This window comes from Caballeronia sordidicola, from assembly GCF_000729995.1.
Classification (GTDB): Bacteria; Pseudomonadota; Gammaproteobacteria; order Burkholderiales; family Burkholderiaceae; genus Caballeronia; species Caballeronia sordidicola_A.
Genome location: NZ_JNFG01000029.1, coordinates 12,328 through 37,393, shown reverse-complemented (window position 1 = coordinate 37,393; position 25,066 = coordinate 12,328). Strand labels below are relative to the sequence as shown.

Here is a 25,066-nt window from a genome sequence, read left to right as displayed (position 1 = left end):
TATTCAGCTTTTCTCGCTGGCGTTCTCTTTGTTGCGTCCGGTTTTTCGGGGTGTTTATCAGATGCGCGTCTTCAATTTCTCCGCTGGTCCTGCAGCAATGCCCGAAGAAGTACTCCGTCAAGCCGCCGACGAAATGCTCGATTGGCGCGGCAGCGGCATGAGCGTGATGGAAATGAGTCATCGCGGCGCTGAATTCATGTCAATCCATGAAGCCGCGCTGACCGATCTCCGCGATCTGCTGAAAGTGCCCGCGTCGCACAGGATCCTGTTCCTGCAGGGCGGCGGCATAGGCGAGAACGCGATCGTCCCGCTGAACATGCTCGGGGCACGCAAAACCGCGGACTTCGTTGTGACAGGCTCGTGGTCGCAGAAGTCCTTCAAGGAAGCGCAGAAGTACGGCACCCCGCACATTGCCGCGAACGGCAAGACGGAGCAAGGGTTCACGCACGTGCCGAAGGTCGGAGAATGGCATCTTTCCGACGATCCGGCCTACGTCCACATCTGCACGAACGAAACGATCGACGGCGTCGAGACCTTTGAGATTCCCGATCTCGGTTCGGTGCCGCTGGTCGCCGACGCGTCGTCGCACATTCTTTCCCGCCCGATGGACATCGCGAAATACGGCGTGTTGTTCGGCGGCGCGCAGAAGAACATTGGCATGGCGGGCGTGACGGTCGTGATCGTGCGCGAGGATCTGCTCGACCGTGCGCTGGCTATCTGCCCGTCGGCGTTCGAATGGAAGACGGTGGCCGCGAACAATTCCATGTACAACACGCCGCCCACCTACGCCATCTACATTGCGGGCCTAGTGTTCAAGTGGCTGAAAAAGCAGGGTGGGCTGGAAGCCATGGAAGCACGCAGCATCGAAAAGTCGACGCTGCTGTACGACACCATCGACACCAGCAGTTTTTATCTGAACAAAGTCGAGCGCCAGTCGCGCTCGAGGATGAACGTACCGTTCTTTCTCGCCGACGAAACCCGTAACGAAGCATTCCTGGCCGGCGCAAAAGCGCGCGGCCTGCTGCAGCTGAAAGGCCACAAGTCGGTCGGCGGCATGCGCGCGTCCATCTATAACGCAGTGCCGCTCGAAGCGGTGAAGACGCTCGTCGAGTATATGAAGGAATTCGAGCGGGCCAGCGCCTGAAGTCGGGCCTGGCCTCCCATCCGATGCTTGGGGTATCAAGCCGGATCGACTCATCTCATACAACGCATGGACGACGACCTTAATTCACGACTCATCCCGCTGCGCGAGCGCATCGATGCGCTCGACGCGCAGCTCATCGCGCTCCTGAACCAGCGCGCCGCCGTGGCGCTCGAAGTGGGCGAGGTGAAGAAGCATTTCAACGCGCCGGTGTTTCGCCCCGAACGCGAGTTGCAGGTCATTGCGCGCCTCCAGGAAATGAGCGAAGGGCCGCTCGCCGATGATCACATCAGCTCGATCTGGCGCGAGATCATGGCCGCGAGCCGCGCGCTTGAACAGACGCTGCGCGCAGCCTATCTCGGTCCGGTCGGGACCTACAGCGAGCAGGCGATGTTCGAGTATTTCGGACATTCCATCGAAGGTGTGCCGTGTCCTTCCATCGACGAAGTGTTTCGCTCGGTTGAAGCCGGCGCAGCCGAATTCGGCGTGGTGCCGGTTGAGAATTCCGCGGAAGGCGCAGTCTCGCGCACGCTCGATCTGTTGCTGCAAACATCGCTGGTGATCAGCGGCGAACTGGCTTTGCCGATCCACCACAATCTGTTGACGGCGTCCGGCACGCTCAATGGCGTCACGCGCGTATTCGCGCATCCGCAAGCGCTCGCGCAATGCCAGCATTGGCTGACGGCGAATGCGCCGACGCTTGCGCGTCAGGCGGTATCGAGCAATGCGGAAGCGGCGCGGCTCGCGGTGGGTGACCCGACTATTGCGGCTATCGCGGGGGACCGTGCGGCCACGCATTACGGACTCGGCGTGGTCAGCGCGCTGATCCAGGATGACCCGCACAACCGCACGCGCTTCGTGATGATTGGCAAGGAGCGCACGGGCGTCAGTGGCCATGACCAGACGTCGCTGATCGTGTCGGTGGCGAACGAGCCGGGCGCGTTGCTGAAATTGCTGGAACCGCTGGCACGTCATGGGGTATCGATGACCCGTTTCGAGTCGCGTCCCGCGCGCGTCGGCACGTGGGAGTACTACTTTTATATCGACGTGGAAGGACATCGCGACGACGCGCCGGTTGCCGCCGCGCTCCACGAACTGGGCGAAAAGGCCGAGTTCCTGAAGATCCTCGGCTCGTACCCGCGCGATCGCTGAGTTGAGCCCTTTAAAACCGCTGGAGAAAAACATGACATCGCAATTCGGCCCCTCCTACGTGCGCGCGATCGCGCCTTATATTGCCGGCAAACCGATCTCGGAAGTGGCGCGTGAATTCGGACTCAACGAAGCGGACATCGTGAAGCTCGCGTCGAATGAAAATCCGCTTGGCATGCCTGAATCGGCGAAGCTCGCGATGGCGCAAGCAATCGCGGACCTCGGCCGTTATCCTGACGCGAACGGTTTCGACCTGAAAGCCGCGTTGAGCGAACGTTACGGCGTGCCGCCGGAATGGATCACGCTCGGCAATGGCAGCAACGACATCCTCGAAATCGCCGCGCATGCGTTCGTCGAGAAGGGGCAGTCGATTGTCTACGCGCAATATTCGTTTGCGGTCTATGCACTGGCCACGCAAGGTCTGGGCGCGCGCGCGATCGTCGTGCCGGCCGTGAAGTACGGTCACGATCTCGAAGCGATGCTCGCTGCCATCGCCGATGACACGCGTCTCGTGTTCGTCGCGAATCCGAACAATCCGACCGGTACGTTTATCGATGGCCGGACGCTCGAGGCGTTCATCGCACGCGTGCCGCGTCACGTGGCAATCGTGCTGGACGAGGCATACACGGAATACCTGTCGAAGGACAAGCGCTACGATTCCATCGAATGGGTGCGTCGTTATCCGAATCTGCTTGTGTCGCGGACGTTTTCAAAGGCGTTCGGGCTGGCTGGATTGCGCGTCGGTTTCGCTATTGCGCAACCGGAGCAAACCGATCTGCTGAATCGCCTGCGCCAGCCGTTCAACGTGAATACGATGGCGCAAGCCGCTGCGATCGCCGCGTTGAAGGACACGGCGTTCCTGGCGAAGAGCGCCGAGATCAACGCGGCGGGCTATCGCCGGCTGACGGAAGCCTTCGACAAACTCGGCCTAGAATACGTCCCGTCCGATGGCAACTTCGTGATGGTGCGCGTGGGTAACGACGATGCCGCCGGGCAGCGCGTGAATCTCGCGTTGCTCAAGCAAGGCGTGATCGTGCGGCCGGTCGCCAACTACGGTTTGTTGCCGTGGCTGCGTGTCACGATTGGCTTGCCGGAAGAGAACGACGCATTTATCGCGGCGCTCGAAAAGTCGTTGGCTGCTGCTTGATTGTTTCTGTTTCGCCCGTGCTTTTTTAAAAAGCACGGGCCGGTTCGATTGTTCACCCCTCGCGCCGAAAGGCGCGTTTTTATCGATGTCCCGTGGCCGCGTTCTCTTTCAATAAAATCGTTATTTTTGGTGTCGGCCTGATCGGCGGATCACTTGCGCGCGCACTGCGTGAACGCGCGGGCGCGACGGGTGAATTCGTGGGTGTCGGGCGCTCGAAGAAGTCCGTTGAGCGGGCGCTGGAAATCGGGTTGATCGATTCGGCCGTGCTTCTCGACGACGACCGTGCGCTCGAACTCGCGCTGCGTGACGCCGACTTCGTGCTGATCGCCGCGCCGGTTGCGCAAACAGAGCCGTTGCTGCGGCGGATTGCGCCGTTCCTTGACCCGCGCACCATCGTTACCGATGCGGGCAGCACAAAAAATGACGTTGTCTCGGCGGCACGTGCAGCGTTGGGCGACCGGGTTGCGCAATTCGTGCCGGGGCATCCGATTGCCGGGCGGGAATCAAGTGGTCCGGACGCCGCCATACCCGATCTCTATGTGGATCGGAACGTCGTGCTGTGCCCGTTACCGGAGAACTCGGCGGACGCGGTGGACCGTGTCGCTGCAATGTGGCTCGCGACCGGCGCGAGCGTGCATCGGATGACACCCGAGCAGCATGACGGCGTGTTTGCGTCGGTGAGCCATTTGCCGCATGTGCTGTCGTTCGCGCTGGTTGAGATGATTCTGCAAGCGCCCGACGCCGCGCTCAAGTTTTCGTTCGCCGCCGGTGGTTTCCGCGATTTCACGCGGATCGCGGCGTCGAGTCCGGAAATGTGGCGCGACGTGTGCATCGCGAACCGGACGGCGCTGCTGACCGAAATCGATACCTATACCAACGTGCTGGCGCGTTTTCGCCAGGCCATCGACACCGCCGACGGCGCCGCGCTCGAAACTGCCTTCGAACGCTCGCGGACCGCTCGAAGCGAGTGGCAACAAGGCGGCGCGATCAAGGCCGCCGATGAATCCGCACAATAGCTAACTGGACTTAATCATGGAACACCTCGATCTCGGACCTTTTTCGCGTGCGTCCGGCACGGTCCGGCTGCCCGGATCGAAGAGCATTTCTAACCGTGTCCTGCTGCTCGCTGCGCTGGCTGAGGGCGAAACGGTGATTACGAACCTGCTCGATTCCGACGACACCCGCGTGATGCTCGTGGCGCTCAATACGTTGGGCGTCGAGGTGAAAAACGATGGCGAGCGCTGTGTCGTGAAAGGCACCGGCGGGCGCTTCCCGGTGAAATCGGCGGAGCTTTTTCTTGGCAACGCGGGCACCGCGGTGCGTCCGCTCACGGCTGCGCTCGCGCTGAACGGCGGCGAATATCGTGTGCATGGCGTGCCGCGCATGCATGAACGGCCGATCGGCGATCTCGTCGATGGCTTGCGTCAGATTGGCGCGAAGATCGATTACGAAGCGAACGATGGTTTCCCGCCGCTGCGGATTCACCCCGCTGACATTGCTGTCGACCAGCCAATCCGCGTGCGTGGCGACGTGTCGAGCCAGTTCCTGACCGCGTTGCTGATGAGTTTGCCGATGGCGCAGAACACGCGCGGCCCGATTGTCGTGGAAGTGGACGGTGAGCTGATTTCGAAACCGTATATCGACATCACGATCAAGCTGATGGAGCGTTTCGGGATGACCGTCGAACGCGACGGCTGGAAGAGCTTTACGCTGCCGGCTGGCGCGCGCTACAAGTCGCCGGGAACGATCGCGGTGGAAGGCGATGCGTCGTCGGCGTCATATTTGCTCGCGGCCGGTGCGCTGGGCGGAGGTCCGCTGCGCGTGGAAGGCGTGGGCCGCGCGAGCATCCAGGGCGATGTGAATTTCGCCGATGCGTTGATCCGCATGGGCGCAAATGTCATGTTGGGCGATGACTGGATTGAAGTGCGCGGCGTGGAATCCGATGACGGCAAGCTGATGGCCATCGACATGGATTTCAACCTGATCCCCGACGCCGCGATGACCATTGCCGTCGCCGCACTGTTCGCGACCGGCACGACCACGCTGCGCAATATCGCGAGCTGGCGCGTGAAGGAGACGGACCGGATTGCCGCGATGGCCACCGAGCTGCGCAAGGTCGGCGCGACGATCGAGGAGGGCGCGGATTACCTGGTTGTCACGCCGCCGGCTGCATTGACGCCGAATGCGGCTATCGATACCTACGACGACCATCGCATGGCGATGTGTTTTTCGCTCGTGAGCTTGGGTGGCGTGCCGGTGCGTATCAACGACCCGAAATGTGTCGCCAAGACCTTCCCGGATTATTTCGAGCAGTTCGCCAAGCTCGCGAAGGCCTGATGACCATGACCATTACAAATACAGCAATGCACGCTCCGACCCCGCGCGCAGCCGACCGCCGATCCGGACGTCTCCGATGAAACCCACTCGTCCCTTTCACCAGACTCCGGTTATCACCATCGACGGCCCGACGGCTTCGGGCAAAGGCACCGTCGCCGCGTCAGTCGCCGCCACGCTAGGCTTCCATTTACTCGATAGCGGCGCGCTGTACCGGCTCACCGCGCTCGCAAGCGCGCGCTACAACATCGAACCCGAGGACGGCGACGCGCTCGCCGAGCTTGTCGCGGAACTCCACATCACGTTCCGGGAAGGCTGTGCGCAGCTGGACGGCGTGGATGTATCAACCGAAATTCGGGCAGAGGAAATTGGCAACCGCGCCTCCGCGATTGCCGTTCACGGCCAGGTTCGGACCGCGCTGATTGCGCGCCAGCGGGCGTTCCGCAAGCCACCGGGGCTGGTTGCCGACGGCCGCGACATGGGCACCGTTATTTTTCCCGATGCAACGCTCAAGGTGTTTCTCACGGCCAGCGATGAAGCGCGGGCCGCGCGGCGGCATAAGCAATTGATACAAAAAGGCTTTTCTGCTAATATGGAAGACTTGCTGCGAGATTTGCGCGAGCGGGACGCACGGGACAGTAATCGTGCAGCCGCACCGCTCAAGCCCGCAGTGGACGCGAAGACGCTGGACACCTCCGGGTTATCCATCGACCAGGCGGTCGATCAGATCATCGGTTGGTTTAATGCGGTTCCCGCGTAGATAGTAGGAATTTGTTGGAAAAAGCCGACATTTTGAAGGCTTTGCTTTGGAGCTCCATGAGAAACATGGAGCGTGTTTTAACCCCTCAACCCCGTGTAGCGTTCGCCTTTTTTGCCATCGGCCCGAACAGTTTGGGCAGGCATTGCGAAGCAGCTGCGCAACTATAGATTTTTATGTCCGACCTGCAAACATCTACCCCGATTACCGAATCTTTTGCGGCTCTGTTCGAAGAGTCGTTGACCAAGCAGGACATGCGTGCGGGTGAAGTTATTTCCGCCGAAGTCGTGCGCGTCGACCACAATTTCGTGGTCGTCAACGCTGGTCTCAAGTCCGAAGCCTACATTCCGCTCGAAGAATTCCTGAACGACGCGGGCGAGGTAGAAGTGCAGGCGGGCGACTTTGTTTCAGTGGCTATCGACGCCCTGGAAAACGGTTATGGCGACACCATCCTGTCGCGCGACAAGGCGAAGCGTCTGGCTTCGTGGCTGTCGCTGGAAAAAGCGCTCGACAACAACGAACTCGTGACCGGCACGATCACGGGCAAGGTCAAAGGCGGCATGACCGTCATGGTCAACGGCATCCGCGCGTTCCTGCCGGGTTCGCTGGTTGACACGCGTCCGGTCAAGGACACGACCCCGTACGAAGGCAAGACCCTCGAATTCCGCGTGATCAAGCTTGACCGCAAGCGTAACAACGTCGTGTTGTCGCGCCGCGCTGTGATCGAAGCTACCCAAGGCGAAGAGCGCGCAAAGCTGCTCGAAACGCTGAAGGAAGGCGCGATCGTGGAAGGCGTGGTCAAGAACATCACGGACTACGGCGCATTCGTGGACTTGGGCGGTATCGACGGCCTGCTGCACATCACGGACATCGCATGGCGTCGTGTGCGTCACCCGAGCGAAGTGCTGTCGGTTGGCCAAGAAGTGACCGCAAAGATCCTCAAGTTCGACCAAGAGAAGAACCGCGTTTCGCTCGGTATCAAGCAACTCGGCGACGATCCGTGGGAAGGCATTTCCCGCCGTTACCCGTCGGGCACGCGCCTGTTCGGTAAGGTCACGAACATCACCGACTACGGCGCATTCGTCGAAGTGGAATCGGGCATCGAAGGCCTGGTCCACGTGTCGGAAATGGACTGGACGAACAAGAACGTTGCACCGTCGAAGGTTGTGCAACTCGGTGACGAAGTCGAAGTCATGGTTCTCGAAATCGACGAAGACCGCCGCCGTATCAGCCTCGGCATGAAGCAGTGCAAGCCGAACCCGTGGGACGACTTCAGCCGCAACTTCAAGAAGGGCGACAAGCTGGAAGGCGCCATCAAGTCGATCACCGACTTCGGCGTGTTCATCGGTTTGCCGGGCGGCATCGACGGTCTGGTTCACCTTTCGGACCTGTCGTGGAGCGAAACGGGCGAAGAAGCTGTTCGCAAGTACAAGAAGGGCGACGAAGTCCAGGCTATCGTTCTGGGCATCGATGTCGAGAAGGAACGCATCTCGCTGGGTATCAAGCAACTCGAAGGCGATCCGTTCAGCAACTTCGTGGCAATGAACGACAAGGGCGCGACGGTTGACGGCGTGGTCAAGTCGGTTGACGCGAAGGGCGCAGTCGTGACGTTGACGGCAGACGTGGAAGGTTATCTCCGCGCGTCGGAAATCGCTCAGGACCGCGTGGAAGATGCTCGCAACGTGCTGAAGGAAGGCGACAAGGTCAACGCGATGATCATCAACATCGATCGCAAATCGCGTGGCATCAACCTGTCGATCAAGGCCAAGGATTCGGCTGAGCAACAGGAAGCTATCCGTGGTCTGGCTTCGGCTGACTCGAGCACGGCTGCAACCGGCACGACGAACCTTGGCGCGCTGTTGAAGGCCAAGCTCGACGGCCAGAACGGCTAAGCCGCAGGTATTGCTGCAGCATGACCAAATCGGAATTGGTCGCCCAACTGGCGCTGCGATTTCCGCAACTTGTTCTTAAAGATGCGGATTTCGCGGTGAAGACGATGCTCGATGCGATGTCGGACGCTTTGGCCAACGGCCATCGCATCGAAATCCGCGGCTTCGGCAGTTTTGGCCTCAATCGTCGTCCATCGCGCGTTGGACGCAATCCCAAGTCGGGCGAGAAGGTGCTGGTACCGGAGAAATTCGTACCTCACTTCAAACCGGGCAAGGAGTTGCGCGAACGAGTAGATGGCCGCGCGGGCGAGCCGCTGAAGCAGTCGAATGAAGCGGATAGCGAGGATAGTGACGAAGACGACGATATTTGACCGACGTCTGAGTTCATTCCCGAGTTCATCCCGCCTCGCGCCGCAGTCTGCCATAGGCAAATGACCGGAAAAAGCACCCGCAAGGGTGCTTTTTTTATGCCCGGGCCGAACGTGCGCTGGTGGCGCTACAGTTTTGCACGGTCGTTCGTCATTGTTATTTTTCGCGTTACCGTGGAGCGGTAAACTCCCGCAAACGCCCTGCCGATCGGCCTAACGTCCAAGCCGTTGCGCATTGCCTCATACGCTTCAATTACAATACCGGACGCCAACGACCAAGGGCAGCGTGGCCCGCGCATTGCGTCCCTCGTGGATATCGGTGTTATACCCGCCGCCCGCGTTGCCTCTTGCGTCGTTCCGCTATTGCCGTCAAAGAGACCCTTATGAAATTTTTTGTCTGGCTGATCCGTGTACTGGTTTTCGTGCTCCTGCTCGTGCTGGCGTTGGCCAATACGCAAAGTGCGACGCTCAATTTTCTCGCTGGCTACTTCTGGCAAGCACCGCTGATCCTGATCGGCCTCGCGTTTTTTGTCGTCGGCTTGGTTGCTGGGCTGTTGTCGTCGCTGCCGTCGTTGTTTCGCCTGCGGATGGAAAATGCCCGGCTCAAACGCGAAGTGCGCGTGGCGCGCGATGTTCCCGTCGTGCCGATGGAACCGCCTATGCCGCCACTGATCTGACGGGCCATGCGCTGACCGGCCCCGTGCCAGCGCGGCCGGGTGCCTGCTTCCGGCACTTCGCGCCGGCCCTTAACCCTTTTCAAGAATTCGCATGGATCTAGACTTCTGGTGGCTGCTTGTCATTCCGGTCGCGTTTGCTCTCGGCTGGATTGCATCCCGCTATGACCTGAAAACGCTGCTGTCCGAAAACGCGAATCTGCCGCGCTCGTATTTTCGCGGCCTCAATTTCCTGCTGAACGAGCAACACGACAAGGCCATCGACGCCTTTATCGAAGTTGCGAAGCTCGATCCTGAAACCATCGAATTGCACTTTGCGCTCGGCAACCTGTTTCGCCGCCGCGGTGAGACGGACCGGGCCATTCGCGTGCATCAGAACCTGCTGGGCCGCGCCGATCTGCCCGTCGCCGAACGCGATCACGCGCTGTTCGAACTTGGCCAGGATTTCCTGAAGGCGGGTCTGCTGGATCGCGCCGAGGAAACGTTTCGGTCGCTCGAAACGGGCGAATATGCGCTCGGCGCGCAACGGGCGTTGCTGACCATCTACGAGATCGAGAAAGACTGGAACAAGTCGATTGCAACCGCTGGCCGAATCAAGGAAATGGGCGCGGCGGCGCTTGAGAAAGAGGTCGCCCAGTTCCATTGCGAACTCGCGCAAGAAGCGTTGCAGCGCAAGAACCCGGAAGACGCCCGCGCGGAGCTGAAGCTCGCGCTCGCGGCCAATCCCGACAACGTGCGGGCGACTATCCTGGTTGGCGACGTGGATGCCGCCGGGGGCGATCTGGAGGCAGCCATTGCGTGCTGGCGTCGTGTGGAAGAGCAGAATGCGGCTTATCTGCCGCTGGTGGCTGAAAAGCTGGTCCAGGCTTACGAACAACTCGGCCGTACGGCTGAAGGCGTCGACCTGCTGGTTGATTACGTGAATCGCTATCCGTCGAACGATCTGCTCGACGTGGCGTTCAAGCACGTCTCGCAATTGCGCGGGATGGACGCAGCCCACGCGCTTGCCCGGCACCAGATGCAGACATCGCCGAATGTCGCCGGCATGACGCGGCTACTGGAAGCGCAAGTGGCGACGGCCGAGGAGCCCCGTCGCAGCGAACTCGAACTGATGCGCACGCTCGTCAAACAGCGGACCAAGAACCTGCCGCGCTACACGTGCCAGAATTGCGGTTTCCGCGCGCGTCTTTTTTACTGGCAATGTCCTGGCTGCAGCGGCTGGGAAACCTATGCGCCACGCCGCGTCGAGCCGATCACCGCATCCGTCTGAACGGGGCTTGCGTGTGAGCACGGACCGGCGCGCGGCCCGTGTGGCCCGGCTCATTCAGGATCCGCAACGGTTGACACCATCGGGCTCCGCGGCTGTTTTAGCCTGATCCAACGACTATCACCGGTCTCTCCGGAACGCTTATGAAAATATCCATCATCGGGACGGGCTACGTCGGACTTGTGACCGGCGCGTGCCTCGCTGAAATCGGCAACGACGTGCTGTGCCTGGACGTCGATGCAAGCAAGATTGACATCCTCAATAACGGCGGCGTGCCGATCCACGAACCGGGCTTGCACGAGATACTGAAACGTACGCGTGCGGCCGGCCGTATCCGTTTTTCCACGGACATCAAGGAAAGCGTCGAGCACGGCGAGATCCAGTTCATCGCGGTTGGAACGCCGCCGGACGAGGACGGTTCCGCTGACTTGCAGTACGTGCTCGAGGCTGCTCGCAACATTGGGCGTTATGCAAACGGCTTCAAGGTGATCGTCGATAAATCGACGGTCCCGGTTGGAACAGCCCAGCACGTGCGCAACGTAGTCGAGCAGGAACTGAAGGCGCGGGGAATCGAGCCGACGGGGAAGAACGGCTTTTCGGTTCTATCGAATCCGGAGTTCCTGAAGGAAGGGGCGGCTGTCGATGACTTCATGCGCCCCGACCGCATCGTGCTCGGCGTGGACGACGACGAAGCCGGCCAGATTGCGCGCGAGAAGATCAAGCGTCTCTATACGCCGTTCAACCGCAATCACGATCGCACGCTCTATATGGACGTGCGTTCGGCGGAGTTCACGAAGTACGCGGCAAACGCAATGCTCGCCACGCGCATCTCGTTCATGAACGATTTGTCGAATCTCGCGGATGCCGTGGGTGCGGATATTGAAGCGGTGCGTCGCGGCATTGGTTCGGACCCGCGTATTGGTTATCACTTCCTGTATGCCGGTTGCGGCTACGGTGGTTCGTGTTTCCCGAAGGACGTGCAGGCGTTGGCGCAGACGGCGCGTGAGAACGGGCATCGGTTGCGGATCCTCGAAGCCGTGGAAGAAGTGAACGATCTGCAAAAGGAAGTGCTCGTCAGCAAGATCACGAAGCGCATGGGCGAAGACTTGCGCGGCCGCACGTTCGCCGTGTGGGGCTTGGCGTTCAAGCCGAATACCGACGACATGCGCGAGGCGTCGAGCCGCCGACTGATTGGCGCGCTGCTCGAGCGCGGCGCGACGGTGCGCGCGTATGACCCCGTGGCGCTGGCGGAAAGCCGCCGCGTATTTGCGCTCGATCTCGCCGATAAACCGCAGCAACTCGAACGCCTGCATTTCGTCGATTCACAAAAGGACGCGTTGCCCGGCGCGGACGCTCTCGTGATCGTGACCGAGTGGAAGGAGTTCAAGAGCCCGGACTTCGCGCATCTGAAGAGCGAGCTCAAAATGCCGGTCATTTTCGATGGCCGCAACCTGTACGAACCTGAAGCGATGGCGGAACTCGGCATCGACTATTTTGCAATAGGACGTCCCCATGTTGAACTCCCTGTCGCCTGACGCAGCGGCGGCCGCCGTCGCGGTGCCTGCAGTCGCCGGACACGCTCCCGTTCCACCGGTTCCGCGCGCGCGCATTGCGGCGGCGCGCGTGCTGGTGGTTGGCGACGTGATGCTCGACCGCTACTGGTTCGGCGATGTGAACCGTATTTCCCCCGAAGCGCCTGTGCCGGTCGTGCATGTACAGCGGCAAGAAGACCGGCTTGGGGGCGCGGCGAACGTGGCGCGCAACGCGGCGGCGCTCGGCGCGCAGGCAGGCTTGCTGTGCGTGGTCGGACACGATGAGCCAGGCGAACGCATTGTGGAATTGCTGGGCGAGAGCCGGGTCACCGGGTTCCTCGAACGCGATCCCGCGTTGCTCACGACTATCAAACTGCGCGTGCTGTCGCGGCAGCAACAACTGTTGCGAGTCGACTTCGAAAATACGCCGACGCATGAAGTCCTGAGCGCGTGTCTCGCCCGGTTCGAAACGCTCTTGCCGCAACATGATGTGATCCTGATGTCGGATTACGCGAAGGGCGGTCTGACGCATGTGACGCAAATGATCGCGGACGCGAAGCGGGCCGGCAAACCGGTGCTTGTCGACCCGAAGGGTGACGACTGGGATCGGTATCGGGGCGCGACGTTGATCACGCCGAACCGCGCGGAATTGCGTGAAGTGGTCGGGCGCTGGAGCTCGGAAGAAGACCTGCTCGCGCGTGTCACGGCGCTGCGCGAATCGCTCGATCTCAGCGCGTTGCTGCTGACGCGATCGGAAGAGGGCATGACGCTCTTTACCGCCGACCGGGTGATCCACACGCAGGCCGATGCACGCGAAGTGTATGATGTTTCGGGTGCCGGCGACACGGTCATTGCAACCGTTGCAACCATGCTGGGCGCGGGTGTGCCGCTGGTGGACTGCATTGCTTACGCCAACCGTGCAGCGGGAATCGTCGTCGGGAAGCTCGGTACGGCGACTGTCGACTACAACGAACTTTTCGCCTAAAACCATCATGACAATCATCGTTACCGGCGCGGCCGGGTTTATCGGCAGCAACATCGTCAAGGCGCTCAACGAGCGTGGCGAGCAACGTGTGATCGCCGTCGACAACCTCACGCGCGCCGACAAATTCAAGAACCTGGTCGATTGCGAAGTCGACGATTTCCTCGACAAGACCGAGTTCGTCGCGCGCTTTAAACGCGGCGATTTCGGCAAGGTCAGGGCCATTTTCCATGAAGGCGCGTGCTCAGACACCATGGAAACCGACGGCCGCTACATGATGGAAAACAACTTCCGCTATAGCCGCGACGTGCTGGACACGTGCCTCGCGCAGGGTGTGCAGTTCCTGTATGCATCGTCGGCGGCGGTGTATGGCGGATCGAGTGAGTTCGTTGAGCGTCGCGACGTTGAGAAGCCGTTGAACGTGTACGGCTATTCGAAATTTCTCTTCGATCAGATCGTGCGCCAGATCCTGCCGAAAGCGCGCACCCAGATTGCCGGTTTCCGCTATTTCAACGTGTACGGGCAGCGCGAGAATCACAAGGGACGCATGGCGTCCGTTGCGTTCCACAACTTCAACCAGTTCCGCGCCGAGGGCAAGGTCAAGCTGTTCGGTGAATACAACGGGTATGGTGCGGGCGAGCAGACGCGAGACTTCGTGTCGGTGGAAGACGTGACGAAGGTCAATCTGCACTTCTTCGATCATCCGGAGACATCGGGTATTTTCAACCTGGGTACGGGGCGTGCGCAGCCATTCAACGACATTGCGTCCACGGTGGTGAACTCGCTGCGGGCAATTGATGGCGAAGCGCCGTTGTCGCTGGCGGAGCTGGTGCAGCGCGGGTTGATCGAATACATTCCGTTCCCCGACGCGTTGCGCGGCAAGTACCAGTGCTTCACGCAGGCGAATCAGTCGAAGTTGCGCGAGGCCGGGTATGACGCACCGTTCCTGACGGTTCAGGAAGGGGTCGATCGCTACGTGCGTTGGCTATTCGGTCAGCTATAAAAGGGTTCGTTATCTTCATACACTGGGTCTCCCGGTCAGCAATTTTCGCGGACCGGTTTTCAAGGGAGACTCACATGATCAAGAAACTTCTCGCGGCGTTCACGCTCGCTGTATCGATTGGTTCGGCGTTTGCTGCCGTGGATATCAACAGCGCCAATTCCGATGCGTTACGCGGCATCAAGGGCATTGGACCGGCCAAGGCGAAAGCCATTCTCGATGAACGCGAAGCACATGGTCCGTTTAAAGACGCGGCCGAGTTGAGCAAACGCGTCAAAGGCATGGGCGGCAAGACAGTCGAGCGCTTGCAGGCTGAAGGGCTGTCCATTGGACCGGGCGCAACGCCTGCGGCGGTTGCAGGCGGCGCGCCTAAACCCGGCGCCAAGCCGGCTGCCGGCGCAGTCGTCGTCAAGAAGTAAGGTGGTATGGCGCATCGGTCGGCGCGCTGGCCGACTTGATGCGCTTTCCTTCGCTGACCAGCCTGCAGCCTTCCAAATCGCCGGCGCTTCATCCCCTCCGTCCAATAGGGCCGCCCGGCACCCGGAAACCCGCTGGGCTACAATCAATAGCTTATCGACCGCAGCAACCCCACGACCGCTATGGCTTACAAGACTATCGAAGACACTATCGGCAATACGCCGCTGGTGCAACTAGTCCGCATCCCGGACGATGAAATCCGCAGCCGCAACAACGTGATCCTCGGCAAGCTCGAGGGCAACAACCCGGCGGGTTCCGTGAAGGACCGTCCGGCACTTTCGATGATCAAGAAGGCGGAAGAGCGCGGCCGCATCAAGCCCGGCGACACGCTGATTGAATCAACGAGCGGTAATACTGGTATTGCGCTAGCCATGGCTGCCGCCATTCGTGGCTACAAGATGGTGCTTCTCATGCCGGAAGACCTGTCGATCGAACGTCGGCAAAGCATGGCGGCCTACGGCGCGCAAATCGTGCTCACACCCGTCACCGGCGGCATGGAGTACGCTCGCGATCTCGCTGAGCAAATGCAGCGCGATGGCAAGGGCATCATCCTCGACCAGTTTGCGAACCCGGATAACCCGCTCGCGCACTACGAGACTACCGGTCCGGAACTCTGGCGCGACACCGAAGGCCGCATCACGCATTTCGTTTCCGCCATGGGCACGACCGGCACCATCATGGGCGTGTCGCGATACCTGAAAGAAAAGAACGAGAACATCGAGATCGTCGGGGCGCAGCCGGAAGAGGGCTCGCGCATCCCCGGCATCCGCAAGTGGCCCGAAGCCTATCTGCCGAAAATCTTCGATCGCAGCCGCGTGGACCGCACGGAAAGTGTCAGCCAGGCCGCATCCGAAGCAATGGCGCGGAGGTTGGCATCGGTGGAAGGCATTTTTTGCGGGATTTCCGCGGCGGGCGCATGCGAAGTGGCGTTGCGCGTGGCGCGCCAGGTCGAGAACGCGACCATCGTGTTCGTCGTCTGCGATCGCGGGGATCGTTATTTGTCGACGGGTGTGTTCCCGGCCTGAGACGTAACTTCAGTCAGAACAAAAAAAGCCCGGTATCTACCGGGCTTTTTGCATAGTGCGCCGGTCAAAAGCGCCCGACGGCTACGTCATTGCGATGCTGAAACGCCGGCATTTCCCGCGGCCATCTGCGCTTTCACCGCTTCGCCAAGCTGATACACGGCGAGCGCATAGAAAAAACTCCGGTTGTAGCGCGTAAGCACGTAGAAGTTCTTCAAGCCGAGCGTGTATTCGGTCGCGCGGCCCGGCGTTGGCAAGTCGACGACCGTCACCGGCGTACCCGCTTGCGCTTCGGTGTTGAGCCCCGGCTCGCTCATCAGCATGCCGGCTTTCGTGAGCTGCGCGAGCGACCAGTGTGGCTCGGGCTGACCGTCCGCTGCGGCTTGCGCAATGCCCTGGCTGCCGGTGTCGCCGGCAATCTTCCAGACCACAGGCCGTCCCGATTCCCAGCCGTGCTGCTTCAGATAGTTCGCGACACTGCCGATGGCATCGGCGGGACTGGTCCGCAAATCGATGTGCCCGTTGCCGTCGAAATCTACCGCGTACTGCACGATGCTGCTCGGCAGGAATTGCGGAATGCCGATGGCGCCCGTGTACGAACCGAGCACGGTGGTTGGATCGATCTGCTGGTCGTGTGTCCAGACCAGCAAATCCTCGAGATTCTTGCGGAACGTCGCCTGGCGTTCGGCGCGGTTCGGCGTATCGGGGTAATCGAAGGTCAGCGTGGTCAGTGCATCGAGCGCGCGGAAGTTGCCCATGTACTTGCCATAGATGGTTTCCACACCAATGATCCCGACAATCGCCTCAGGCGGCACGCCGTACTGATCCGACGCCCGTTGCAAAGCGGCCTGGTTCGCGCGCCAGAATTTCACGCCGGCGGCAATACGCACCGGCTCCACGAAACGCGCCTGATAGGCGCGCCAGTTCTTCGTGGCGGGCGTAGGCGAGGGCAGGACCAGCTTCACGGCTGTCGCCGAATAACTCACGCGATTGAACAGGTCGTGCAAGGCAGCGGAATCGAAGTCATAACGCGCAACGAGGTCGTTGATGAACGCGTCCACATTCGGATTGTTCGCGTAACGCTGCGGAATGATCTCCTCTTCGAACATCTGCCCTTGCGCGGGTGCGGATTGCGGCTGGGATTGCGCAACTGCCTGGCCGATACTGAGTGTGCCAAGCGCGCAAACAAGGGCGGCGACTGAGGCACGGCGCGCGGTTCGCGCCGAAAGAGGCAAGACGGTCGAAGCAAACTTGAAGTTCATAGTGTGCGTAAATGTGGCGATGTAACGCGAGGCGCGCAGGAAAAACGCGCAGGGCATACGGGAGTCGGATCAGTATAACCGACGCGTTTTCGAGGCTATCCTGAAAGCCGCTGCGAGCGGGCTTGGACGCTGCAAAAGCAGTTGCCGGCCGGCCGCGCCATTTCCAATGTGGTAACTTAACAAGAACCCGCGCGGTGCGGCGTTCGGCCGCTAACTGGCGCGCGGCAGGAAGGGGCGAGTACCGCGACCGACAAGAACATCTGAACCATAAGAGACACGCGGCACGGCTCGCCCGGCTGCGCAACCCATCATGGCTACCGGCTTTTATACCCACTCAGATTGCCTTCTTCACGATATGGGGCCGTGGCATCCTGAGTGCCCCGCGCGCCTTCAGGCGATCGAGGATCAGTTGATCGCTAGCCGTATCGACACCCTGATCGGGCGTGAAGAAGCGCCGCTCGCGAGCGAAGAAGACCTGGCGCGGGTTCATACGCAGGCGCATATCGATTTCGTCAAGGAGAGCGCACCGTCAGTCGGCCGCACGGAAATCGACCCGGATACGATGATGTCGCCGGGTTCCTATCACGCGGCGTTGCGTGCAGCGGGCGCGGCGGTCGCCGCGACCGACGCTGTTATCGCCGGCACCTACGACAACGCGTTTTGCAGCGTGCGGCCGCCCGGACATCACGCGGAACCGGCGCGCGCGATGGGCTTCTGCTTCTTCAACAACATCGCAATCGCAGCGCGTCACGCGCTTGAAGTGCACGGGCTCGAGCGCGTGGCTATCATCGATTTCGACGTGCATCACGGCAACGGCACGGAGGCCGCGTTCTCGGGCGATCCGCGCGTGCTGATGTGCAGCTTTTTCCAGCACCCGTTCTATCCATACAGCGGCGCGGACAATCACGCATCGAACATGGTCAATCTGCCGATGCCCGCGCGTACGAAAGGCATGGCTGTGCGCGAGGCCGTCGACATGATGTGGCTGCCGAGACTCGATGAATTCAAGCCGCAGATGATCTTCGTCTCCGCAGGTTTCGACGCGCATCGCGAGGACGATCTCGGCAACATGGGTCTTGTCGAGGAAGATTACGCGTGGCTGACCGAGCAGATCCGCGCGGTGGCCAAGCGGCATGCGCAGGGCCGGATAGTAAGCACTCTCGAGGGCGGCTATAACCTGTCGGCGCTTGGGCGCAGCGTGGTCGCGCATGTGCGTGCGCTCGCCGATATCTAAGTCGTTGCCTCAGGACAAGCTTGAATTCCCACGCTCAAGTTCGGCACGCACGAGCGACCAGTCGATCAACGCCTTGATCACGCGATCGCGGTCGAGATCGTTGAGCGTCTCGTGATAGCTGCCTTCCAGGATCAGCAGGGTGGTATCGGTCGAGCCGGTGTTGGCTTCGAATTCGCGGCTGCCGTCGGGATTGGTAAGCGCGTCCTTCGTGCCGTGAAACACGAACAACGGCAGGTTGATCGATGTGCGTTTTGCCTCGATGCGGCGCATGGCGGCCACGATCTGCGATGCCGTCCTGGCCGGTATCGCCCGATGATGCACCAGCGGATCGCGCCGGTTCGCCTCGACCACGCCGTGTGCACGGGACAACGTGGCCGGATCGATAGTCAGGGCGGGAAAGCGTGGCATCAGGCGGCTGATCAGGCCGCCCAGCTTGAGCTTCCAGCGCGGCGCGTCGGCCGGGGTTTTAAGCGCAGCGCTCGACAGAATCAGTCCGGCTAGCTTCCGGCCGCTCCGCGGCAGGCGCTCGGCTGCGTAAAGCGCTGCGATGGCGCCGCCCATGCTATGTCCCATCAGGAACAGCGGGATCTCGAGCGGCGTCGTAGTGTCCGCAGCATCAAGCAGGGCGTCGGTGTCGAGCAGGTAGTCGTCGAAAGAGTTGATCCACACGCGCTCGCCCGGCGACTTGCCGTGGCCACGCAGATCCACAGCCATCAATTCGATGCCAGCCGCATTCAGGCGCAGCGCGAAGGCGTCGTAGCGGCGCGCATGTTCGGCCAGCCCGTGCACCAGCGCGATTCGCGCCAGCGGTTTGGGGAACGTGTCGGCGGCTTGCCATCGGTGAAGATGAAGGCCGATCGCATCGGCGGTGGCAATGCTGCTGGTCGAATACGTGCTGTGCGGGTTTTTTTGCATGGCCTGTCGGCAAGATCGAAATTCCGCAGATGATAGTCCCGATGCCATGACGGAAAGTTCGTGAATGTGCCGTTTAGAGCGCATCGCCGATTGCATCCATGCCATTCCATGTATAAAATAGAACGATCGTGCTGTAAAAATTAGGCGTCTACTGATTGTGCGAAGCCTGAGGGACACCTCGCGAGTCTGCCGTAAGCATTCGGCGGTGGAAGTCACTCGTTATAATGGGCTTGGGATGATGTATTCGTAACTTAGGAGCGTGTGCATGAAAATCTTGGTGCCAGTCAAACGCGTGGTCGACTACAACGTGAAAGTCCGGGTAAAGACGGATGGCAGTGGAGTGGACATCGCGAACGTGAAGATGTCGATGAATCCGTTCGATGAAATCGCCGTGGAAGAAGCCGTGCGCCTGCGCGAAGCGGGCGTGGCGACGGAGGTGATCGCGGTGTCGTGCGGCGTGACGCAATGTCAGGAAACGCTGCGCACGGCGTTGGCGATCGGTGCGGATCGCGCGATCCTGGTCGAATCGACTGAGGAATTGCAGCCGTTGGCGGTCGCGAAGATCTTGAAGGCGCTGATCGATAAAGAACAGCCGCAGCTCATTATCCTCGGCAAGCAAGCAATCGACGATGACTCGAATCAGACGGGTCAGATGCTCGCCGCATTGGCTGGTTTGCCGCAAGCAACGTTCGCCTCGAAGGTGACGGTAGCCGACGGTAGAGCCACGGTGGCGCGGGAAGTCGATGGCGGTTCGGAAACGCTGTCGCTGACGCTGCCCGCTGTGGTTACCACGGACTTGCGCCTGAACGAGCCGCGTTACGTGACGCTGCCCAACATCATGAAGGCCAAGAAAAAGCCGATGGAAACGCTCAAGCCCGCAGACCTGGGTGTCGACGTTACGCCGCGCCTGAAGACGCTCAAAGTTGCTGAACCGCCGCAGCGCTCCGCAGGCGTGAAGGTGCCGGACGTGAAGACGCTGGTCGAGAAGTTGAAGACCGAAGCCAAGGTTCTGTGAGGGAGTTTCCAAAGTGACCATTCTTGTAATTGCAGAACACGACAACGCATCTGTCAAAACGGCGACGTTGAACACCGTCGCCGCTGCCCAGAAGATCGGTGGCGATATCCACGTGCTGATCGCGGGTTCGAACGCGCAAGCAGCGGCCGATGCAGCAGCGAAGATTGTGGGCGTAGCGAAGGTATTGCTCGCCGATGCCCCGCAACTCGCCGATGGCCTGGCCGAGAATATCGACGGAACGGTGGTTCAGATCGCGAAGAACTACTCGCATATCCTGGCTCCGGCGACACCGTACGGTAAGAACATCGCGCCGCGTATTGCGGCGCATCTGGATGTGGCGCAGATCAGTGACATCACGGCAGTGGATTCGCCTGATACCTTCGAGCGTCCGATCTACGCGGGCAACGCAATCGCCACTGTTCAATCAAGCGATGCGATCAAGGTCATCACGGTTCGCACCACGGGTTTCGATCCGGTGGCCGCAGAAGGTGGCAATGCATCGGTAGAGAAAATCGAAGCATCGGCCGACGCGGGTATCTCCAAGTTCGTGAGCCGCGAGTTGACGAAGCTGGACCGGCCGGAACTGACGTCGGCGAAGATCATCGTGTCGGGTGGACGGGGTTTGGGCAGCGGCGAGAACTACACGAAAGTGCTCGAGCCGCTGGCGGACAAACTCGGTGCAGCGCTGGGCGCATCGCGTGCAGCGGTCGATGCAGGGTTCGTTCCGAACGACTATCAGGTCGGTCAAACTGGCAAGATCGTGGCGCCTAACTTGTATGTTGCCGTTGGCATCTCGGGCGCGATCCAGCACTTGGCCGGGATGAAAGACAGCAAGGTGATCGTCGCGATCAACAAGGATGCCGAAGCGCCGATTTTCAGCGTGGCCGACTATGGCCTCGTGGGCGACTTGTTCACGGTCGTACCGGAGCTCGTGAAAGAACTAGGCTGATCGTTCTTAGCGCCATCGGCCGGAAAAAAGCAAAGGGGCGACATACGTGCGCCCCTTTTCACATCTGTTGGGGGAGACAAACCATGAGCTATAGAGCGCCCGTCAAGGACATGCTGTTCGTGATGAAGGAACTAGCCGACATAGAAGCCATCGCTGCGTTGCCGGGTTTCGAGGACGCGGGTCTCGACACCGCGCAGGCTGTACTCGAAGAAGCCGCGCGCTTTAACAACGAAGTCGTCGCGCCGTTGAACTTCGAAGGCGACAAGAACCCGAGCTTTTGGAAGAGCGGCGAAGTCACGACCACGCCCGGTTTCAAGGAAGCATTCCGCCAGTTCGGCGAGGGCGGCTGGCAAGGGGTGCTGCATCCGGTCGAGTACGAAGGCCAGGGCTTGCCCAAGCTGATCGCGACCCCCTGCATCGAAATGTTGAATGCGGCGAACCTGTCGTTCGCGTTGTGTCCGCTGCTCACTGACGGCGCTATCGAAGCATTGCTTACTGCGGGGACCGAGGAACAGAAGCAGCTTTACGTGCCGAAGCTGATTTCGGGTGAATGGACCGGCACGATGAACCTCACCGAGCCGCAAGCCGGTTCGGATCTCGCGCTGGTCCGCACCCGCGCCGAGCCGCAGGGCGATGGCACGTTCAAGATCTTCGGCACGAAGATCTTCATCACTTACGGCGAGCACGATATGGCGAAGAACATCGTCCATCTCGTGCTGGCGCGCACGCCCAACGCGCCCGACGGCGTGAAGGGCATCTCGCTTTTCGTGGTGCCGAAATTTCTCACCGATAAAAACGGCTCGCTCGGCGCTCGCAACGACGTACATTGCGTGTCGATCGAACACAAGCTCGGGATCAAGGCGAGCCCGACTGCCGTGCTGCAATTCGGCGATCACGGCGGCGCTGTCGGCGAGTTGATCGGTGAAGAAAACCGCGGACTGGAGTACATGTTCATCATGATGAACGCGGCGCGTTTTGCGGTTGGTTTGCAAGGCGTGGGCGTGGCGGAGCGGGCGTATCAGAAGGCAGTCGCGTTTGCGAAAGATCGTGTGCAAAGCCGGCCGGTCGATGGCTCCGCCAAACAGCCGGTGTCGATCATTCACCACCCCGACGTGCGCCGCATGCTCTCCACCATGCGCGCGCTGACCGAAGCGTCACGTGCGCTGGCTTACGTCGCGGCGGCGCATTGCGACCTTGCACATCATCATCCCGATGAAGCTGCGCGAGCGAGCCATCAGGCGATCTACGAGTTTCTTGTGCCGATCGTGAAGGGCTGGAGCACGGAGCTTTCCATCGATGTCGCGAGCCTCGGCGTGCAGGTTCACGGCGGCATGGGATTCATCGAGGAAACGGGCGCGGCGCAGTATTACCGCGATGCGCGCATTCTTACCATCTATGAAGGCACGACCGCGATCCAGGCTAACGACCTGATCGGCCGCAAGACGGTGCGTGACGGCGGCGCGACGGCGCAGGCGATTTTCGCGCAGATGGATCAGACGATTGCGCTATTGGCTGATCGCGAAGGGCAGGCGTTCACGTCGATGCATCGATATTTGAGCGCGGGTAGCCTGTCGCTGGCAAGGGTGGTCGAGTTCATGGTCGCCAAGGTGAAAAGCGATCCGAACGCGGTCTTTGCCGGCAGCGTGCCGTATCTGAAGCTGGCCGGCATTGTGTTCGGCGGATGGCAAATGGCGCGCGCGCTGTTGGTGGCAACGGACAAGCGTGGCGAGGACGAAGCGTTTTATGGCGCCAAAATCGCGACGGCCCAGTTTTTCGCGGAGCATATTTTGTCGCAAGCACCGGGCATTGAAGCGTCGGTGGTCAGTGGGAACGGGAAGGAAGGGTATCTCGCGCTGGGCGAGGATCAGTTTTGATTGGCTGAGGTTGAGCCGGGCTATGAAAAATGCCGTCCCTGACGAAAGTCAGGGACGGCATTTTTTTGAAGCATGCGCTCGCCGCTACGCGCGAAAATCCATCTCAAGCACCCGCATACGACGGCCGCGTGTTCGTACGCGTTTCACCGAAATACCGATGTACCGACAAATCGTCGGATTGGATTGCCGGCTGCTTACCCGATATCAAGTCGGCCAGCAACTGGCCCGAGCCGCACGACATGGTCCAGCCGAGCGTGCCGTGGCCCGTATTGAGGAACAGGTTCGGCAGCGGCGTACGGCCAACGATAGGCGTGCCGTCCGGGGTCATCGGGCGCAAGCCGGTCCAGAACGACGCCTTCGCGGTGTCCCCGCCACCGGGGAACAGGTCGTTCACGCACATTTCCAGCGTTTCACGACGCGCCTGCTTTAGCGTTTTGTCGAAGCCGACAATCTCAGCCATTCCGCCGACGCGAATCCGGTCATCGAAACGGGTGATCGCGATCTTGTACGTTTCGTCGAGCACGGTGGAAACCGGCGCGGCGCTTTCGTTCGCGATGGGTGCCGTGATCGAATAACCCTTCAGCGGATACACGGGGATATCAACAAGACTGCCCAGCAGTTTCGTGGAGTAGGAGCCCAGCGCGACAACATAAGAATCAGCGCGAATGGTCTCTCCACCGCACTGCACGCCCGCGATGCGGCCGCCGCTGACCGCAAGCGCGTCGATTGGTGTGTTGTAGCGGAACTTCACGCCTAGCTGTTCGGCCATGGCGGCGAGGCGGGTGGTGAATTTCTGGCAATCGCCGGTCTCGTCGTTCGGCAGGCGCAAGCCGCCCGTCAGCTTGTGCGACACGGCGGCAAGCGCCGGTTCCGCGTTGTGCAGCTCAGCCGGCGTCAGCAATTCGAACGGCACGTTCGCGTCGCGTAACACGGCGATGTCCTTCGCGGCGCCATCGAGTTGCTGCTGGGTCCGGAAAACTTGCAGTGTGCCGCCGGTGCGGCCTTCGTAGTGGATGCCGGTGTCCGCGCGCAACGCCTGCAGGCAATCGCGGCTGTATTCGGCCAGGCGCACCATGCGACCCTTGTTGACCGAATAGCGCGCCTGCGTGCAGTTCTGCAGCATCTGCCACATCCACTTCAATTGAAACGACGTTCCGTCCAGACGGATAGCGAGAGGCGCGTGTTTCTCGAACATCCATTTCATTGCTTTCAGCGGCACGCCGGGCGCGGCCCACGGCGATGCGTAACCGGGCGAGATCTGCCCCGCGTTCGCGAAACTCGTCTCGAGTGCCGGTCCCGCCTCACGATCGATCACGGTCACTTCGTGCCCCGCGCGCGCCAGATAGTAAGCGCTCGTGACGCCAACAACACCGCTTCCCAGAATTACGACTCGCATGCCTTGCTCCGTGCAAAGTGTGTCCGCCGGTCATTCGCTTCGTTTTGAGTGAAGCAATGTGAGTAGCGGGTTACATAGTGGTATCGACTATAGTATTGATACAGAGGCAGTTTTTGTTATTGTATTTATTCAGTTTTCAGCGGAAAGCAATGAGAACACAACGAAATTCAGTACGAGAACTCGATAAGATCGATCGCCGGATTCTGAAGATCCTTCAACAGGACGGGCGCATGGCGATGAAAGACCTGGCTGAGCAGATCGGGCTCTCGGTGACGCCGTGCATCGAACGCGTCAAACGCATGGAGCGCGATCAGGTGATCGCGGGGTATTACGCGCGGGTGAATCCGCATCAGTTGGGCGCGTCGCTGCTGGTGTTCGTCGAGATCACCCTCGACCACAAAAGCGGCAACATGTTCGAGCAGTTCCGGCGCGAAGTGCAGCGCATTCCCGAAGTGCTGGAATGCCATCTCGTTTCCGGCGATTTCGACTACCTGATCAAGGCCCGTATTGGTGAAATGGCCGACTACCGCAAGCTGCTCGGCGACATCCTGCTGCAACTGCCGGGCGCCGTGCAGTCGAAGAGTTATGTGGTCATGGAGGAAATCAAGGAAACGCTGACCATCGCCGTCGACGCCTGAAATGAGCTTGCGATCGGGGAAATTTACTGTATATTTATACAGTA

23 protein-coding genes are annotated in these 25,066 nt (G+C 60.6%); 20 read left to right on the top strand and 3 right to left on the bottom strand.

All coding sequences use genetic code 11. The features are described from left to right. Positions 1–61 precede the first annotated feature (61 nt). The 15 genes from serC (at position 62) to cysM (ending at position 15,742) form a co-directional block, all read left to right on the top strand. Positions 62–1,144 (top strand): 3-phosphoserine/phosphohydroxythreonine transaminase, encoded by a 1,083-nt coding sequence (gene serC, locus FH08_RS0125355; protein WP_031361053.1) that lies wholly within the window; start codon positions 62–64, stop codon positions 1,142–1,144. Positions 1,145–1,210: 66 nt separating this feature from the next. Beyond that, positions 1,211–2,293 (top strand): prephenate dehydratase, encoded by a 1,083-nt coding sequence (gene pheA / locus FH08_RS0125350; protein ID WP_031361052.1) that lies wholly within the window; start codon positions 1,211–1,213, stop codon positions 2,291–2,293. 31 nt (positions 2,294–2,324) lie between these two features. Beyond that, positions 2,325–3,437: a histidinol-phosphate transaminase gene (gene hisC / locus FH08_RS0125345; RefSeq protein WP_031361051.1), complete on the top strand. Its 1,113-nt coding sequence runs from the start codon at positions 2,325–2,327 to the stop codon at positions 3,435–3,437. A 92-nt stretch (positions 3,438–3,529) separates the two neighbouring features. Beyond that, complete coding sequence (locus FH08_RS0125340; protein WP_031361050.1) at positions 3,530–4,453, top strand: prephenate dehydrogenase; 924 nt, start codon at positions 3,530–3,532, stop codon at positions 4,451–4,453. A 16-nt stretch (positions 4,454–4,469) separates the two neighbouring features. Beyond that, entirely contained in the window at positions 4,470–5,774 is a 1,305-nt protein-coding gene (gene aroA / locus FH08_RS0125335; protein WP_031361049.1) for a 3-phosphoshikimate 1-carboxyvinyltransferase, read from the top strand. 76 nt (positions 5,775–5,850) lie between these two features. Next, positions 5,851–6,531 (top strand): (d)CMP kinase, encoded by a 681-nt coding sequence (gene cmk / locus FH08_RS0125330; protein ID WP_031361048.1) that lies wholly within the window; start codon positions 5,851–5,853, stop codon positions 6,529–6,531. Positions 6,532–6,704: 173 nt separating this feature from the next. Then, positions 6,705–8,420 (top strand): 30S ribosomal protein S1, encoded by a 1,716-nt coding sequence (gene rpsA / locus FH08_RS0125325; protein WP_031361047.1) that lies wholly within the window; start codon positions 6,705–6,707, stop codon positions 8,418–8,420. Positions 8,421–8,440: 20 nt separating this feature from the next. Continuing rightward, positions 8,441–8,788 (top strand): integration host factor subunit beta, encoded by a 348-nt coding sequence (locus FH08_RS0125320; RefSeq protein WP_031361046.1) that lies wholly within the window; start codon positions 8,441–8,443, stop codon positions 8,786–8,788. 380 nt (positions 8,789–9,168) lie between these two features. Continuing rightward, on the top strand, positions 9,169–9,462 hold the full coding sequence (locus FH08_RS0125315) for a LapA family protein (RefSeq protein WP_031361045.1): 294 nt from the start codon (positions 9,169–9,171) through the stop codon (positions 9,460–9,462). Between the two features lie 91 nt (positions 9,463–9,553). Then, positions 9,554–10,729, top strand: a complete 1,176-nt coding sequence (lapB, locus tag FH08_RS0125310) for a lipopolysaccharide assembly protein LapB (protein WP_031361044.1) — start codon at positions 9,554–9,556, stop codon at positions 10,727–10,729. A 140-nt stretch (positions 10,730–10,869) separates the two neighbouring features. Further along, entirely contained in the window at positions 10,870–12,261 is a 1,392-nt protein-coding gene (locus tag FH08_RS0125305; protein ID WP_031361043.1) for a UDP-glucose dehydrogenase family protein, read from the top strand. Then, complete coding sequence (gene rfaE1 / locus FH08_RS0125300) at positions 12,239–13,243, top strand: D-glycero-beta-D-manno-heptose-7-phosphate kinase (protein WP_051888505.1); 1,005 nt, start codon at positions 12,239–12,241, stop codon at positions 13,241–13,243. The genes FH08_RS0125305 and rfaE1 overlap by 23 nt, the downstream gene beginning before the upstream one ends. 7 nt (positions 13,244–13,250) lie before the next feature. Further along, on the top strand, positions 13,251–14,243 hold the full coding sequence (gene rfaD, locus FH08_RS0125295; RefSeq protein ID WP_031361041.1) for an ADP-glyceromanno-heptose 6-epimerase: 993 nt from the start codon (positions 13,251–13,253) through the stop codon (positions 14,241–14,243). A gap of 74 nt (positions 14,244–14,317) precedes the next feature. Then, positions 14,318–14,659 carry a ComEA family DNA-binding protein gene (locus FH08_RS0125290; RefSeq protein ID WP_031361040.1) on the top strand — a complete coding sequence of 114 codons (342 nt, stop codon included), beginning with the start codon at positions 14,318–14,320 and terminating at the stop codon, positions 14,657–14,659. Positions 14,660–14,839: 180 nt separating this feature from the next. After that, the gene (cysM, locus tag FH08_RS0125285) at positions 14,840–15,742 is read left to right on the top strand and encodes a cysteine synthase CysM (protein WP_031361039.1); all 903 of its coding nucleotides are present in this window, start codon (positions 14,840–14,842) and stop codon (positions 15,740–15,742) included. Between the two features lie 86 nt (positions 15,743–15,828). On the opposite strand, the gene mltB is transcribed toward cysM, so the two are convergent. Beyond that, a complete protein-coding gene (gene mltB / locus FH08_RS0125280; protein ID WP_031361038.1) occupies positions 15,829–17,001 on the bottom strand; it encodes a lytic murein transglycosylase B in 1,173 nt (390 codons plus the stop codon). Between the two features lie 310 nt (positions 17,002–17,311). On the opposite strand from mltB, the gene FH08_RS0125275 reads away from it, so the two are divergent. Next, positions 17,312–18,235: a histone deacetylase family protein gene (locus tag FH08_RS0125275; RefSeq protein ID WP_031361037.1), complete on the top strand. Its 924-nt coding sequence runs from the start codon at positions 17,312–17,314 to the stop codon at positions 18,233–18,235. A 9-nt stretch (positions 18,236–18,244) separates the two neighbouring features. Here the strand turns inward: FH08_RS0125275 and FH08_RS0125270 are convergent, their stop codons facing one another. Further along, complete coding sequence (locus FH08_RS0125270; RefSeq protein WP_035567117.1) at positions 18,245–19,150, bottom strand: alpha/beta hydrolase; 906 nt, start codon at positions 19,148–19,150, stop codon at positions 18,245–18,247. 265 nt (positions 19,151–19,415) lie between these two features. Here FH08_RS0125270 and FH08_RS0125265 point away from each other — a divergent pair, with 265 nt between their 5' ends. From FH08_RS0125265 to FH08_RS0125255, 3 genes are all read left to right on the top strand, one after another. Continuing rightward, complete coding sequence (locus FH08_RS0125265; RefSeq protein WP_031361035.1) at positions 19,416–20,165, top strand: electron transfer flavoprotein subunit beta/FixA family protein; 750 nt, start codon at positions 19,416–19,418, stop codon at positions 20,163–20,165. 13 nt (positions 20,166–20,178) lie between these two features. Further along, the gene (locus tag FH08_RS0125260) at positions 20,179–21,114 is read left to right on the top strand and encodes an electron transfer flavoprotein subunit alpha/FixB family protein (protein ID WP_031361034.1); all 936 of its coding nucleotides are present in this window, start codon (positions 20,179–20,181) and stop codon (positions 21,112–21,114) included. An 83-nt stretch (positions 21,115–21,197) separates the two neighbouring features. Continuing rightward, a complete protein-coding gene (locus FH08_RS0125255; protein WP_031361033.1) occupies positions 21,198–22,988 on the top strand; it encodes an acyl-CoA dehydrogenase in 1,791 nt (596 codons plus the stop codon). Between the two features lie 103 nt (positions 22,989–23,091). Here the strand turns inward: FH08_RS0125255 and FH08_RS0125250 are convergent, their stop codons facing one another. Next, positions 23,092–24,384, bottom strand: a complete 1,293-nt coding sequence (locus tag FH08_RS0125250; RefSeq protein WP_031361032.1) for a D-amino acid dehydrogenase — start codon at positions 24,382–24,384, stop codon at positions 23,092–23,094. A 149-nt stretch (positions 24,385–24,533) separates the two neighbouring features. Here FH08_RS0125250 and FH08_RS0125245 point away from each other — a divergent pair, with 149 nt between their 5' ends. Then, positions 24,534–25,022, top strand: coding sequence for an Lrp/AsnC ligand binding domain-containing protein (locus FH08_RS0125245; RefSeq protein ID WP_031361031.1), 489 nt, complete (start codon positions 24,534–24,536; stop codon positions 25,020–25,022). Positions 25,023–25,066: the final 44 nt, after the last annotated feature.